This is a genomic window from Mucilaginibacter sp. (genome assembly GCF_025359345.1).
Classification (GTDB): Bacteria; Bacteroidota; Bacteroidia; order Sphingobacteriales; family Sphingobacteriaceae; genus Mucilaginibacter.
On record NZ_JANYGQ010000008.1, the window covers coordinates 66,494 to 81,973 of the forward strand.

A 15,480-nucleotide genomic window follows, 5' to 3' on the forward strand; every position below is an offset into this window, starting at 1 on the left:
AGCATTTGGTCAAATTATTTGCCTTATCGGGCATGACTCGGGATAATCAGCTATATTGGATAAAATTTATAAAATGAGTACAGAAAAAGCAATTTTAGCCGGGGGATGTTTTTGGGGAGTAGAAGAATTGTTCAGGCATTTGCCCGGTGTAATTTCAACAAAAGTTGGCTATACCGGCGGCGACGTAAAGAACGCGACATACCGTAACCACGGCACGCACGCTGAAGGTATAGAGATAGTTTTTGATCCTTCGCAGTTATCATACCGTTCGCTGCTTGAATATTTTTTCCAGATACACGACCCAACTACCCGAAACAGGCAAGGCAACGATATTGGTATGTCGTACCGGTCGGCAATATTTTACCTGGATGAGTCGCAGCGTGAGGCAGCCGATGCTTTGATAGCGGAGATGGAGGCCTCGGGCAAATGGCCGGGTAAAATTGTGACGGTAGTTGCCCCGGCCGGCGATTTTTGGGATGCCGAAGAAGAGCATCAAAACTATTTGCAAAAAAATCCTTACGGCTACACCTGCCACTATGAACGGCCTGAATGGACGCTTAGTTAAGTGATAGGTTAATTTCGGTTGAAATAATAAATGGGTGCCAGGTTAAGCTTTGGGTAAGAGATACAGTTTTGAAAGTTGCCGCTAATCCTTCAATTATGAAACAGTTTTCCTTTCTATTGATCTTATGCATGGTAGCGTCGCTGACCATAGCGCAAACTAACGCACCTATTAAACACCTGCCGCGTATCGCAATTGCAGGTATCGGCATTGAATCGAGCACTTTTTCGCCGGCGCTCACCGATGAGGCCGCATTCCATGCGAGATACGGTGATACTGTTTTTTTTATTTATCCTTTCTGGGCGCCTGATTCAGCAATTCGTAAGGCGGCGGTATGGGTTCCGACAATAGACGGCCACGCTTTGCCTGGCGGAGCGGTTACCCGGGCGGCTTATGAGTCGCTGGTTGGGAAAACGTTGGCTGCACTTCAAAAAAACGGGCCGTACGACGGCTTGTTTTACGATATCCACGGGGCAATGAGTGTGGTTGGTTTGGATGATCCGGAAGGAGATTTCTTAGTCCGCATAAGAAAAGTGGTAGGAAAGAAGACTATTATTTCAACAGCAATGGACCTGCACGGGAACGTATCATGGCGGCTGGCTGAAAACAGCGACCTGATTACCTGTTACCGCATGGCGCCGCATGAAGACGCGGTGCAAACCAAGCGCCGGGCTGTTACTAAGTTGATCGACCGGCTTGAAAGCGGTAAAGGGAAACCGGCCTACAAGGCTTATATAGCCGTCCCCATTCTGTTGCCTGGTGAAAAGACCAGCACCAGGATTGAGCCGGGGAAAAGCCTGTACGAAAAAGTATGGCCGGCCGCCAAACAGGAAGGCATTGTTGATGCAGCGATATGGATAGGTTATGCCTGGGCCGACGAGCCTCGGAACCACGCGGTAGTAATGGTTACCGGTGACGACAAAGCCAAAGTGACCGGCACAGCTGAGTACCTGGCTAAAAGTTTTTGGGATGCGCGAAATGAGTTTAAGTTTGTTGCGCCCACAGGCAATTTAAAGGAATGCCTGGACAAGGCGATTGCAAGCACAAAACGCCCTTTCTATATCAGCGATTCCGGCGATAACCCGACAGCCGGAGGCGCAGGAGACGTGACCTGGACATTAACACAAATATTGAAGCGACCGGAATTTAAAACAGACAAAGGGCCATCGCTCATATATGCCTCCATCCCAGGCCCTGAACTCATTAAAAAGGCGATAGCGGCGGGTGTTGGCGGTCATGTGGATGGCTATGCGGGTGCGAAAGTAGATGCAAGGCTTGCCCCGCCCGTGCATATCACCGGCACAGTCGAATCAGTTGTCAAGGGTGATCTGGATGCCGAGGTTGAAGCATCCATAAAAATGGGCAGTGTGCATATCATTGTAACACAAAAAAGAAAACCATATCACCATGAAAACGATTTTACCAAACTGGGCCTTAATCCACGGACGGCTGATATTGTTGTGGTGAAAATCGGTTATCTTGAACCTGAATTGTTTGCCATGCGTGCCGATTGGCTGCTCGCATTAACGCCGGGTGGGGTAGACCAGGATATAGAGCATTTACCCTATAAACGATTAACGCGGCCTATTTTTCCGTTGGATAGAAATATGAAAGAACCTGATTTGAAGGCTAAGTTGGTGCCTGTGCTGTGAGGTTATAGGAGGCTGCACGGTGCAAAAGCGTTCATGTTCCTGTTTTTGGGTTGATTAGTTTTTAGTGTGAACTTATGTAATTTGTGCTATTAGCGCCATATTCTTAGGCAATTTATTCTTGTCGGTATTCTTGTTTAATTTCCACCTTCGGCCGTCGGCATCACGGGTTATAATCAATTCGTAATTTTTGGGTTCTCTTTTTTTATTGACTGGGCTTTTTGCTATAACCCGTTTAACTGCGTTTGTTACTAAATCGTAAATTTCCAAGGTAGTTCGGTTTGATACATGATTATAAGTTCCGGGAGGCATATCATAAATTATATTGTCGCCACCTTTAACAACACGAAACATCCGCTCTTTCTCCATTTCCTCGTGTAAAAGATCATAATCACCGTCATCATGATTATTCAATTCAAGTCTTACTGTAAAAAAGGCCATTACGTGATATTTAGGTTGCCAATTGCTAACAAAATCTTATATAAAGTTAAAAAATTAAGTAACATTAACTTGAAAAAACTTTTGCTCTTGGCCGCTTATTAAATTGGAAATAATAATTGCTTTTTGCCTTTATATTTTTAGCGTTTAATAAGCTTTAATATATTCATTTTCAATTAATAGATACATTATTATTTGGGTGCTACTACGTGATGATATTCAGTAGAAATACGCAGTCATATTTACTAAAGGAATGCCATATTTGATTAGCAAAAATTAAACCTTTTCAAGTATGAAAAATTTAACCACAACATCCAAACCGGCTCGGCGGAATTTTCGCCGGGGCCTGCTATTTGTGTCGCTGTTTATTGCTATAAGTTGCGGCACGCCCACAACGCCCTGCGGCACCTTTCATTTCACAGGTACGGCACTGCCCGAAGGCGGAGGGGCCGCTATTAATATAGATTTTAATTTTGGACCCTCAACGTGCGCGTCTTCGTGCAATTGTAACACCATTGCCTACGTTCAGATTGTCAGGGTAATTGATCGCAGCACCGGCGCGTTTCTTGCTCCAAACTCTGATCAGCAGGCCAGGATTGTAACCGGCACACCTCAGCCTACGCTAAATGGCTGGTCGGTTGACAGGCTTGCCGGGCGCAACTGGGGTTATTATGGCCGTAATAATGACGGAACATTTGCGGGCACCTTAACACCAGGCAGCAATGCTTCCACTGCTACCTTGCGGGATCAGCCGGCAGGCTGGGGTCCCGACGACTGGCTGGATTTTGTGAGCGTTCCGGTTTGTATTGACAACAGTTCGCCCTGCGTGAGCAATTTGCTGGGCTATTGGTACTGGCTTATCATCATCGGTGCCGATGGACATAACGGCGATCCGTTTAACGAACCCGGTGTGGATTGGAACAAAGATGCCTTTGACGCATCGGTGCAAATGTGGAACCAAACTGCACCACCGCTGGGTAAAACAGTGTTTCCTACATTTACACGTATGTCTAATTAAGTACCTTTAAAACAACACATCATGAAATTACATATCCTGCGGGTTTTACCCATCATACTCATCTTCCCCTGTATGTTCTCCTGTTCGCAGAAGGCGAAGAAAAACGAAGAATCGAAACCGGTTGTCAGTCAGCGCGACGGTGTGCTGCTCGATGCTGATAAAAAACGCAATGCATGGGCGCAGCAATTGCAAGCCATGACCGTAAAACAGCTTACCGATCAACTGTCGAAAGAGTCGGTTAAGGGGCTGGAACCTTTTAACTCGATGGCTTATAAAGAACTAATTTCGCGTAAATCTGTAGCTATCGATACCATTCAAAATGCGGTTATAAAAAATGCGAACCGCTCATCACTATTGAATTTACTTGCCGTGCGCAAGCTTAGCCAGCCTGTGTATCAAAAACTGGATGCCCAGGTAAAAGCCTCTGTTTATGTAGACGCCCTGCGCAGCGCCAAAACATTCAATACTTTTGGTTTGCCGCATAGTAAGTGGGAAGAAGCCGCCCAGGCCATAATCGAAGCCGGCCCCGTTACCATACGCGGACTCGAAGCCCTGCTTACCGATAAGCGCCCCGCGCCCATGTGGGGATCGGAAGATTATATGGAATATAAGCTGTATAACTACCGCGTAAAGGATTATGCCTATGCGCTTATCAATGCTTCGCAAAAAGGCCAGTTGCAACTACCAAAAGACACCGCCGAAAGGGACAAATTGATTGATGCACTGGTGAAGGGTAAACGGTAATAAGCCCATCCCAACCAGCAGCGCACCTGCCGGTTAAAAAACAAAATATTTCACCTGCCTATGAACAGACAAGCCGCTCCGAAAGGGGTGGCTTGGCTTGTTAGCGTTCCATTTTTGCACGCGGAACACCCGGAACGCTGTGAAATATGCTGATTATCAATGCTTCCAATTTTGCCTTTGTCCGAACCCGGTTAAGGTATCCGGCTGAAAACAGATACCGGGGTAGTACCATCCGGGCGCGGCGGTACCCGCCAGGTGAGTTTATTTCCTTCAAGCTTGAAGCCGCTTACGCGGGTGGTCTCATCCCAATTAGGATATGAGGCGCGCTCAGTGTGAAAAGTGATGGTGCCTTTTGTTTCGTCGACGGTATAGGTGCCGAAATGACAACTGGCGCTCAGCACGGCATCCCGGTATTCGTCCGGTGTGCCTTTCGCCCGGTCGCCGGAAGCGAATTTTAGGCGTTCCGACCGGAATATCTCTATCATGTAATGCCCGTCGGCTGTAAAAATGGCGATGCCCCTGGGGTTAGCGCCATAGTCAGCAACCTGTTTGCCGTCTGACAGAATTTTGTCGGCCGCCGTGAGACGCCAGGAGCCCACAATCAAATTCGATTGGGAAAACACGGGGATTGATGCGAACATTAGCGCGAAAAGCAAAAAGCTCTTTTTTAAGACTGAAAATTGTTTTTTCATGATTTTGATTTTTGATGGTCAAAGGTGTTTTTTACCAACCGGCTGCAATAATCTTTTCGACAGGGGAGTGGCTATTCCCGATAGCACCGTCCTTTTTTTCGACACCGGTATTTTTCGCGGCTTTTTGGCCGGTTGCCTGAATTTTCAGGGCAATTGCAGAGAATTACGGCCCAACCACCGGAAATACAGCAAGAAGAACTAAAAGGTTGGTATTTTTGAATATGAAGATGTGGAGGCGCGCACCCAGTATTGTTCAACTTCAGCTGCTTACCTGGGTGGCCGTTTTATTGTTGATTTTTTTCTCGCTGCTACCAATGGACGGATTTGCAAAATCAGCAATATACACCGTGGTCAACACGGCCTCGTACGCAATTATCATTTATGGCAATATACGGCTACTATATCCTGCGTTTTATCAGAAAAGGAAATTTATCTGGTATGGCTTGCTGGTGGCGCTTTTTTTAGTGGTAACCGGGTTGCTGCGTGGGTATGCCACCATAACACTTTACCAGTATTTTTTACTAACCGAAAAAACGCCCATAACTTTTCTCAGGCTGCTTGGTTATGTGCCCGGCGGCATGCTGATCTACGTCCTCAGCCTGGTTTTTCGCATTGCCATCGCCTATTTCACTTTAAAACAGCAGACAGAGGAGATCCTTTTGCAAAAAAGCCAGGCCGAACTTAATTTACTCAAATCGCAGGTGCAGCCGCACTTTTTGTTTAACGCGCTCAACAGCATTTATTACCGGGTTTATAAAGTTGATCCGCTGTCGGCGGGGCTGATAGAGCACCTGTCGGATATTATGCGGTATTTTGTTGACGAGAGCCCGAAGGATGCCGTGCCGATAGCAACAGAAGTAGCATTTATTGAAAACTATATGGAGCTGGAAAGGATCCGCATCAGGCATGGCGTCACGGTTAATTTCGAGAAGGCCTATAACCCGGAACTCCGCATTCCGCCGATGTTACTCATGACCTTCGTGGAAAATATTTTCAAGCACGGCATCGATAAATCGCGCAAGCAAAACCAGGTAAGTATTTCGCTGGTGCAGCAAAATGATTATTTGCTTTTTAAAACCAGCAACCAAAAGGTCGATCCCGTGGCAGGCGATCAACCGGGCGGGTTTGGGATCATTAACTTAACCAAGCGACTCCGGATGCTGTACGGCGACAAATTTGAACTGACTATTGATAACGAAGGAGAATTATTCACCGCGTTTTTAAAAATCCCGCTTTAATGAATTTAAGCTGCATAATTATTGATGATGAGCCCGACGCTATCGACCTGCTGGAACTGCTGATAACGCAAAGTACAACCTGGGTGCTGAAAGCGAAATGTTATGACGCGCTGGAAGCGCTGGCGTTTTTAAAAACCAACCAGGTCGATTTTATTTTCCTGGATATCAATATGCCCAGGCTCACCGGGATGGAACTCGCAACGCTATTGCCGCCGCGCACCAAAATTGTTTTTACCACCGCCTATTCCGAATACGCTGTTGAAAGCTATGTTTTCCAGACCATTGATTATTTGCTGAAACCCATCACATTAAAGCGTTTTTTGGCCTCGGTGCAAAAAATTGAGCAGTATTTTTCAAAGCCCGAACCGGAACAGCTGCCAAATACTGAACCCGACCAGGAGTTTTTCTTCGTGAAATCGGGAAAGGTATTCAGGAAGATTGTTTTGAAGGACATCCTGTATTTTGAAGGCGAGAAAGATTATGTGCGACTGGTGACCGCCCACGAACAAATGCTGGTATACCGCCGGTTAAGGGATATTGAGGAGCAACTGAAGTTGCCGTTTATCAGGGTGCATAATTCGTATATTATAAATTACGGGCAACTCAGTAAGATAGAAGATAACCATATTTATATCGCCGATAAACGCATACCTGTTAGTGAAAAGTTCAGGGAGCGGTTTATGGAGGTGGTTAACAGGAATAAGTTTTGAGAATACCGCGCCCACCAAAAGGGGAGGGCACAACCGCGCAGGAACGGGACAGCAGGTTGCACACCGGCAAAGCGTTCCATTTTTGCACGCGGAACACCCCGAACGCTATGGAACATGCTGATTATCAATTGCTTTCATTTTAACTACTAATTAATATATTGATTATCAAGTAATTAAGTAATTATCGGGGAATTACCTCCACACTTTTAGTAGACCCATAGTGATGTAGGCCATTTAAAGGTAATACCCGCCAGCAGGTTACATGCAGCATGCGTTCCATTTTTGCACACGCGGAACACCCCGAACGCTATGGAACATGCTGATTATCAGTATTTTTTATTTTTAGTAAAATGTAAGTAGTTTATAATCAGGCCTTGTGTAATTTGAGTTTTTTGGACGTTTTTTGTAATTTATTTATAATCAGTGTGTTTCGCTTTTTTAGTTGATTGGGATTTTTGTCGCGTCCTGAAATAGTTTACACTTTTTACTGATTAATCCTGACTCAAGTTTACACTTCAGGTGCACTTGTTTACAGGATGATTAATTTTAAATATATTTCAATTTCCCATGTAACTTTACACAAGTCACACTGCTGCGGCTTAAATCCATGGATTAATCATAGTCAGATAAGCTTGGTTTTGAAGCGCCGCTCATGAGCTTTTGCTCTGAGTAAAATGGCGTTCCCAACTTCTTTTTAAAATATTTAATGGGAATCACATATAATTTTGCGAGCGAATCTAATGTTGAAATTAAGTCAATCTTTTTCATTGCTGAGGGGTTGTTTTTAAACATCAAATGATAGAATGAGGCCCAAAAAATTGCGATCTCATCCATAAAAACGGCCTGACTAGGCCCAACTATAGAGTTACATTGACTGCTTGGGAAAAGACTGCAGGCCAGATTGGGATTTACAGCAGCACATGCCGATAAAAACAATCGTCTAAACTTTAATTTACCCTTTAAAATATTTTTTAGTTCTTCATTACTAATATTATCAAGTGTAGTTGCAATCCCATGCTCATTGCCGTGGCAAGAAAGATGTAAAAAACGAAATTCGGATTCGACAAATTTATCAATGAAATAAACCAATTCGTCCTTGGTTCGCACATAAAAGTACTGGTTTTCTATTCCTGACATTTCCAAAATATCGGCTATTATTTTTCCTTCCCTTGGTCCGTTTTCATCATCAATATCAAGACTTTCAATTATATAGACTCCAGGCAAAGTAACCTTTGAAACTTCTAATTTTGTATTCGATGTTGTATTTTCTGCCATATTAGGTTTGAATTTAAATTAAAAAATGCATTAAGTTAGGTAGAGCAAAAGTTAAATGGTTATTTTGGAATAATACAACCTAAAATAATTATCAAAGGTATTACGAATATACCTTATCAATTAAGCTATAAAATGTCTGTAATTAAGAGAGAAGCTGGCGATAAGACTAAAGGATTTACACTCCAAAAACAACGTGCAATCGGTTTGTTTTTTAAGGCAATTAAGGATAACCCGAACGCCCATATTAATGTAGCAATTGAGTTTAAAGGTGATGTGTATCTGCAAAACGAGCAGGAGGGATACGTCGAAGAACAAAAAAATTATGATCCTAATACAAAATTCACGTTCAATTCTCCCCAGATATTAAATACTTTAGTTTACTTTTTAGATATCTGGTTAAACAAAGAGAAAAGTTCTAATATTAAATTCGGTTTTTATTCCACCAACGGTACCACTAAGGAGAGTCAGACAAGTACAACAAAGGCATTATTCATCGCCCTTCCTGATGCCCCAATTTTGGATCTTCTAGTAAAAAAAGATTATACAGATGCGAATCTCTTTGATACGATTCATAAATATTTGTTAAATGAGTACAAAGAACAATACAAAGTAAGTATTGACAATAAATTTAATATTATAGAAGTATCAACTTTTATAGGGCTTATTGACTGGAGTTTTAACCAGGTAAACGAAAAAGATTATGAGCCGGAGATTATTTTACAAATAAATCAATCGGAGTTTAAAAGCTATTTAAAATCCAATTTCCAAACTCAAATAGCATATGCATGTCTCATGCATGCGTTAGAAAAAAGACAGGATGCCGCCGACCCTTTAGAGAAATTGATAAATAAAGATTCCGTAGAAAATATTTTTTTAAAATTAAACCACGGTATACTTTATAATCCAGGTGTTAACAAGTACCTTACTATTGATTATAAAGAATTAAATAAAAACACCAAAGAATATTTAAATCGGTTTCTTGAAACTAAATATTTCGCGAATGTTAAGAATAAATCATTTCCTAAGCTTATTAATAGAAAAGTAGCTAAGCACGATCGTCAGGTAAAGATAGAAACAAAGAATCTCCAGCAAGCGAATCCGGATGTCGCTCAATATTTACCAGTTATTATCAGAGGACTCGGGGATTTCATAAATTCGGAAAGGCCGACGTTTCTTTTTGGGGAAATTGGTAGCGGTAAAAGTACTTTGCTTGCACATTATTTTTGGGCAGATGAAAGTAATATAATATTCATACCGACTACTTATTTAAAGGGAAAAATAACCGACGACATAAAAGGATTTAAGACATTAGTAAACCAATTTGCCAATGATGAACTAAGCCTCAATGTTAAATCTTTTGATATAGACCTCGTTATTTCGGGTAAAACCGAGTTTGTATTAATCGTCGATGGTCTTGATGAACTTGAAGCTGCAGAAACGAAAGCAGTTCTACAACATCTTTTAAAATTATCCGATTCATCAACTATTCGGGTAATTGCTTCTGCACGGCCGATAGAGGTTGAAAGTTTCGTGAATTTTAATCAGTGGAACTGTTTAACAACCCTCGACCTAACACAGACGGAGATTAAAGAAATACTGCAAAATGAAGCAATAGCAGCAGGATTAGATTTAACGGCTTCCGTTTTGGACATGAATGTGAGGTATAACATTTTAAAATCTAAATCGGATTTACTCTCAAACGCAAATACACCGTTACTTATTTGTCTAATTAGAGATCAACTAACGGATGATTTGAGTCTTAAAACTTTAGGGGACATTCTTTTCGACGTAATCAAAAAGCAGTTAACCTGGGGCGAAGATGATCAAAAAATTAGCTATCCAAGCTTTATTGATCAATTTCCCAATGCAATTCAACGTGAGCCATTGCTTGCATCTATCGCGTCGAAAATATACGATTCCTCAACAGGTCAGATAAATGATGATCAATTGTTTTTGGCAATTAATTCTGAAAATTTAATTCCAGCATCAATTTCAAATAGAACGAAGGTTGTTGCGGAAGGTATAAATTTCTTTAAAAATACCTTTTTACAAAAGTCAAGCAATGGGTACGCTTTTCAATCTCATCAATTGTTCCAGGTAGCAGTTGGATTAAGTATCTACACGGCTCACAGTCGATCCGAGCAATTTAATTTTAAAGGAAACTTTCTTGACGAGTGGCGTTCTATATCCTTTGCTGCTTCAATCGCTCGAAGGAAAGGTGATGAAATTTCCCTTACTGCACTATTAAAGCAGTTTATCGAGGAATCCTTAATTTCCCGTGAGAATACACCTGTTGTTGCAGTATTACTTGCTGAAGCAAAAGTTCAGGAATTAAATCAAGTATTTTTAGCAAAGATCGCCAAGTTAGGATTTCGCCCTCTTATGTTCTGGGGTAATTCAGACACTTTGGTAACCAATTCCTATGGTTATATTTTCGCAAGTTTAGGAGAAGACGGATTTAATTGGTTTTTTGATACCTATATAAGTCCGTTATATCCAGCAAGAAGTGGCATTGACGAGATGCCTGTAGCTATTCTGCGCAGCTATTTAACAATAAAGGGTTATAATATTTCCGCCTGTGAAAAGAACAGGCTGAGTTCAATAATTCCATATTATATCAAATCCATGTCTTATGCTTGTGCCACCTGGCTTCCTGTAGTAGCATTAGCTATTCCTGAAGAATTTGAACTCAGAAATAGGTGCATCCTTTTGGCCCAAACAATAGATAATGTCGCTGTATCTGAACGTGGAGTTTTTCTTTTAATAGAAGAATCAAATAAGCATTTGGATGTTGTGGTCGAAGCACTGGAGGTTCTTTGTCTTAATAAGAATTATTCCAAGCCCCATGCTATATCCCTTTTATTAAAAATTAATTCCGGTAATGTAAGTCAGCAAGTGCTTGATGAGGCTATCGGAAATATAGCGAAAGGTCAAGAAGATTTATTTCAAATATTAACAGAGAATTACGACACATATTACTTAAACGCGTATCTCCGATTTGCTGTACTCCATAGAACACCAAACAGTAGTTCAGCTGCATTGTTACTTTTCAAGTATTACGGTGAAAGGAGCCTTGCGTTCCTAGGCGAAGCCATTATTGTTAAAACGCATTGGTTTGACTATAAACATCTTGAAAGAGAAAAAATACTAGACGAATTGATTTTTAATCAGGCAGGAGGTGTTGAGTATTTATTGGAAAATATGCCAGAAGTCGAAGACAGATTTGGCCTACCTGAATTGTATATTAAATATTTTCTGAAAGCTATTTACTCCACCAGTACTCTTTATATCAATGAATTTAAAATGATGATAAGAGGTTTAGGCAGCTATGCTTTAACCAGATATCCTGAAATTCGTGAATTGTTTAATAAAGTACTTAAAAGGAAGGAATATTATGAATCTACTAAAGACTTGTTAAATCATTTAGACCTTATACTTAGATTTAATTCAGCATCAATATTGGCGGTTTCCTTTCCGGAATCTGAGACTAAAGCCATAGAAATTATTATTAGGTCAGCATATCACAGGTCGTCTGATACAAAGGAATTGCTAAGGCTATGCATGAAGTTGAACTACGGTAATTCAACGCTTGATTATCTTTACGGGCTACTTGATGACCTTCCTGAGGTTTCTCAAATATTTTGTTTAAAAATCCTGTATCATAATCAACGGTACAGACTAAATCAAGTTCAGATTGATAAGTTGATAGATGGCCTAATGGGAAAGGGCTCATTCCTTGACTTTAACGAATCGCTGATTGATGACGGAATTGAACGCTTAACACAAAATCCGGCATTTATTAATATAATGCGAGCCCGGTTAAATTCGTCTGATATCAAATTAATTGACGCCGCGTCATCAAATTTAATTTGGTATCATTATGAGAATCTAACAATTCAGGAAAAAGCATATTGCTGGCTTTTCTATATTCAGCATTTTGAAAGCTCGCTACTTGATTTTCATAGAAAGCATAAGCATCTAATCATTGAACAGGTATTTGTAAATGCAGTAAATGAGGCAGCTGATCAAAAACGGGAATTGATAAATGATAAAAAATTTATTTTTGAGCTGTATATAAGCTTATATGGCACAAATCCGAATTTTATAGAGTTTTTTGAAGCAATTTTAAGTAACAGGCCGCATTTTTCTACAGATAGGTTTGAAGACTTATTTGAGTTGTTCATAGAGATCGGAAGAGCAGATATGTCGGCAGGGCAAAAAATTGCTGAAGCGTTAACGGGGCTTATGGAATACCCAGCTTACGCTCAAGACAGAATTTACAACAGCTTATTACCGGAAATGGCTGTTTTATCTCATGAATTTGGTGGGATTGGAACTGAAAAATTAGAGGAAATAATTCAGCAATACAAAATTTCAAAGGATGAAATAGCAGCATCAATACTATACCGAATCGGTGATATTCCTTCAGGATATGTACCGGATAGAATGTATGTAAGTCATATATTAATATTTACGCCCCCCTCAAATTCATCGTCTTTCAGCTTCGTTAAAGATGATTATACCAAATTATTGGTCGATGCTGAAGACATTCCACAAATGTTCCTACAATTTATTGCTTGGACCTTAATCACCAATTCTTATTCAACAGAAGAACTGAAAAACATGGTTGTAATGGGAAATCTTGCGAAGTTTTTCGTAACAGATGTGCTATTTTGTAAGCATGAAAAGGTTGATTCAGCCCTTTTATTCGATGCAAATGATGTTGGTAGTTTTAAGCATAATGTAATTGCAAAGACAAAAATTCTGAAATCTATTATCTATAAGATAAAGACTGTTTTGTTTAATGAAGAGAGCGCAAAATCTGATTATATGCATGCGCTTATTCAGGGACTTTCGGGGAGTGATTATTCAGAAATGATTGATATTTACGCGGAATTAATTTCGCTTGGTTATCAATTTAAATATGAGGATACAAAAAAATTCTTCGAAGCACTGCTGGACATTCCTTATAGAGTTAATGTGAATTTCATGTACCAAATCTTCGAGTTATTTGTAAACGACCATAAACAGGATAAGCAAGTACTCAGTCAAACGTTAATGCCTGTTTTGAAGAGTGCAACTTCATCGTCTGATAAATCGAGTGATGGAAAGATGAGTTTACTAAAATGGACATTGTCCTTACTAATTCTTTATTGTGATCAAGAAACAACGCCTGAAGTAGAAAGAGGCTTTTTACTGGGTTTGACAACAATTTTTATCCAGGATAGCTATGACTACCTTGGTAATCAGGTAACAGTTAAATTTAAGGGCCGGGACGTACTAATTAATAGCGAAATTATTCTTAAACATATACCGCAATCACTAATAAAAGAAATTATTCAAAAAGGAATTCAAAGCAATCTTCCAGAAATTTCAGCGACTTGCCGCCTTTTTTCACTGTAGAATTCTTCGGATTAAATTTTGCCGATTTGGACAACAAGCCTTAGCCGTTAAATTACTCTCCTTCTCGCGCTATACAGCGACAGGCCACAAAGGTGGAGTGCCACTGTGCCAGGTTTAAGTATCCAACCTGCAAAGTTGTACCATGTCCGACTGGTTCGAGATAGAATTCCGCAGTTCCAAGCTTCGACGGCTAAAGCATTGAAGCCGGAATTATGGTATTCACTTGTGCGTATGTAATTTTGAATGGTGTTTCACCTCCTGCGGGTGCTTTTGATTTTTCTCTCCAGGTAATACGCCCGTGTCCAGGTTAATGGGTTCCGGGTAACCTTTTCCCTGCAAGGCGGCTATCGGAACATCCACTTGTTTGTCGCCTTTTACACGCGAAGTAACTTTCCCCTTTTTCGCTCTTGCAATTTTAGCGTCGGGTACCTGGTCCCTGGCAGCCGTCACACTATCCGTTGCTATAGCATTTCCCCTGGCGTCTTTGTTCATTTCCAGCAAGGCGCTGTCAAGGCCGGTCTTTTCCTGTTCGCTCAGCTTATCATAGCCGACGCCGGCATTCGCGAGGATCCGTTTAGCGGATTCAATGGTATTGGTGCCCCGCTCATAAACGTCGCGGTAAATGTGGAGGACACTATCGCCGGCCACAATTGTTTCATAACGCAGGTCGATTGGTACGCGCGTTGATAGCTTTATCGACCTGGTGTCGTTTTTATGTTGTTCAAACCCCTGCAAATCGGTTGCAGACAATGCTGCACCGCCCAACCGGGCAAGCGTGGTCGCAAAGTCGAGTACCTGGGAATTGGTGAGGCCCACGCAGCCATGGGAAGCGAAGTCGCCGATTTTGCTGAGTGGTTTGCCACCATGGATAAGGGAGGGCATGCCGATGGGTATCTTCACTCGACCCAGTGGGTTAAGCTCGTTGCTGGCCAGCACCCTCCGGCCAACATGAAATTTGCCTTTTACCCAGGGCTCGTCCGGCGGTGTCCAGGCCGGGTTAAATATAATGGTATCTGCCCGGCGCATACCGGTAGGCAGCGGGAATTCCGGGTAACCAATACCGACCCGGTAAGTCTTTACCAGTTTTCCGCCCTCGAAAATATCCATCCGGAAAGCAGGGGCGTTCACAACAATACGCGTATCGCCGGGTACAGCGTTTGGTTTGGTAGGCGCCAGGCCTTCAACGCCTTTGCTGTAGCTGTCGTTCACCAGTTGCAGCAATTGTTGCGCCTTGTCCTTACCGATAATCTTTTCAATTTGCACCTCGTAAGCCCGGGTAGCCGTGCGGGCCGATGCGGTGTCGGCAGTGCCGTCTTCGTTCAGATCGCGCAGTGAAGTATGTGCCGCAGCCCTGAGCCGGCCAATCTGCCCGGGCGTTAAGCCTATTTTCGTTTTCAACGAAGATGCAAAGCCGGGCTCATAAAACAGCGCGTCGAGTACCGGGAGGGTAAGCGCAGCCTGCTGTGGTGTGGCCACATCTGTAGTTTTTGTACCAGCTTTTTGCAGTTTTTTTTGAGGTTCCTTTTTTTGCTGGTTGTTACAGCCGGCAAATAAGCCAAGGCAAATAAATGCTGTTATGGTTAGCGCATGCAGCGAATGTTTTTTCATTAATTTGGGGATCATGCCTGTTCAACACCGGACCTGGCGAAATTGTTTAACTACGATTGGCGATTGTGCCCCGTAAGTTTTGGCAGCGCGGGGCGCTATATTCATAAACACACCCCTGCTGTCGCAAGCGATTTTTCCGCTAC

General features: G+C 41.9%; 11 protein-coding genes. 7 read left to right on the forward strand and 4 right to left on the reverse strand.

Translation table 11 applies throughout. The features are described from left to right. Positions 1-73 precede the first annotated feature (73 nt). Together msrA and Q0R52_RS03625 are read left to right on the forward strand one after the other, a co-directional pair. Positions 74-565 (forward strand): peptide-methionine (S)-S-oxide reductase MsrA, encoded by a 492-nt coding sequence (msrA, locus tag Q0R52_RS03620; protein ID WP_295792256.1) that lies wholly within the window; start codon positions 74-76, stop codon positions 563-565. A gap of 95 nt (positions 566-660) precedes the next feature. Further along, the gene (locus Q0R52_RS03625; RefSeq protein ID WP_295792258.1) at positions 661-2,214 is read left to right on the forward strand and encodes a M81 family metallopeptidase; all 1,554 of its coding nucleotides are present in this window, start codon (positions 661-663) and stop codon (positions 2,212-2,214) included. 72 nt (positions 2,215-2,286) lie between these two features. Here the strand turns inward: Q0R52_RS03625 and Q0R52_RS03630 are convergent, their stop codons facing one another. Next, positions 2,287-2,652: a hypothetical protein gene (locus tag Q0R52_RS03630; protein WP_295792261.1), complete on the reverse strand. Its 366-nt coding sequence runs from the start codon at positions 2,650-2,652 to the stop codon at positions 2,287-2,289. Between the two features lie 289 nt (positions 2,653-2,941). Here Q0R52_RS03630 and Q0R52_RS03635 point away from each other — a divergent pair, with 289 nt between their 5' ends. Together Q0R52_RS03635 and Q0R52_RS03640 are read left to right on the forward strand one after the other, a co-directional pair. Next, on the forward strand, positions 2,942-3,667 hold the full coding sequence (locus Q0R52_RS03635) for a hypothetical protein (RefSeq protein WP_295792263.1): 726 nt from the start codon (positions 2,942-2,944) through the stop codon (positions 3,665-3,667). Positions 3,668-3,688: 21 nt separating this feature from the next. After that, entirely contained in the window at positions 3,689-4,411 is a 723-nt protein-coding gene (locus Q0R52_RS03640; protein WP_295792265.1) for a hypothetical protein, read from the forward strand. Between the two features lie 191 nt (positions 4,412-4,602). On the opposite strand, the gene Q0R52_RS03645 is transcribed toward Q0R52_RS03640, so the two are convergent. After that, positions 4,603-5,103, reverse strand: coding sequence for a lipocalin-like domain-containing protein (locus tag Q0R52_RS03645; RefSeq protein ID WP_295792268.1), 501 nt, complete (start codon positions 5,101-5,103; stop codon positions 4,603-4,605). 221 nt (positions 5,104-5,324) lie between these two features. Here Q0R52_RS03645 and Q0R52_RS03650 point away from each other — a divergent pair, with 221 nt between their 5' ends. After that, the gene (locus Q0R52_RS03650; protein WP_295792270.1) at positions 5,325-6,341 is read left to right on the forward strand and encodes a histidine kinase; all 1,017 of its coding nucleotides are present in this window, start codon (positions 5,325-5,327) and stop codon (positions 6,339-6,341) included. After that, complete coding sequence (locus Q0R52_RS03655) at positions 6,341-7,051, forward strand: LytTR family DNA-binding domain-containing protein (RefSeq protein WP_295792272.1); 711 nt, start codon at positions 6,341-6,343, stop codon at positions 7,049-7,051. The genes Q0R52_RS03650 and Q0R52_RS03655 overlap by 1 nt, the downstream gene beginning before the upstream one ends. 612 nt (positions 7,052-7,663) lie before the next feature. Here Q0R52_RS03655 and Q0R52_RS03660 read toward each other — a convergent pair. Next, on the reverse strand, positions 7,664-8,326 hold the full coding sequence (locus tag Q0R52_RS03660; RefSeq protein ID WP_295792274.1) for a hypothetical protein: 663 nt from the start codon (positions 8,324-8,326) through the stop codon (positions 7,664-7,666). A 132-nt stretch (positions 8,327-8,458) separates the two neighbouring features. On the opposite strand from Q0R52_RS03660, the gene Q0R52_RS03665 reads away from it, so the two are divergent. Next, complete coding sequence (locus Q0R52_RS03665) at positions 8,459-13,729, forward strand: hypothetical protein (protein WP_295792276.1); 5,271 nt, start codon at positions 8,459-8,461, stop codon at positions 13,727-13,729. Positions 13,730-13,948: 219 nt separating this feature from the next. On the opposite strand, the gene Q0R52_RS03670 is transcribed toward Q0R52_RS03665, so the two are convergent. Next, a complete protein-coding gene (locus tag Q0R52_RS03670) occupies positions 13,949-15,337 on the reverse strand; it encodes a L,D-transpeptidase (protein WP_295792278.1) in 1,389 nt (462 codons plus the stop codon). Positions 15,338-15,480: the final 143 nt, after the last annotated feature.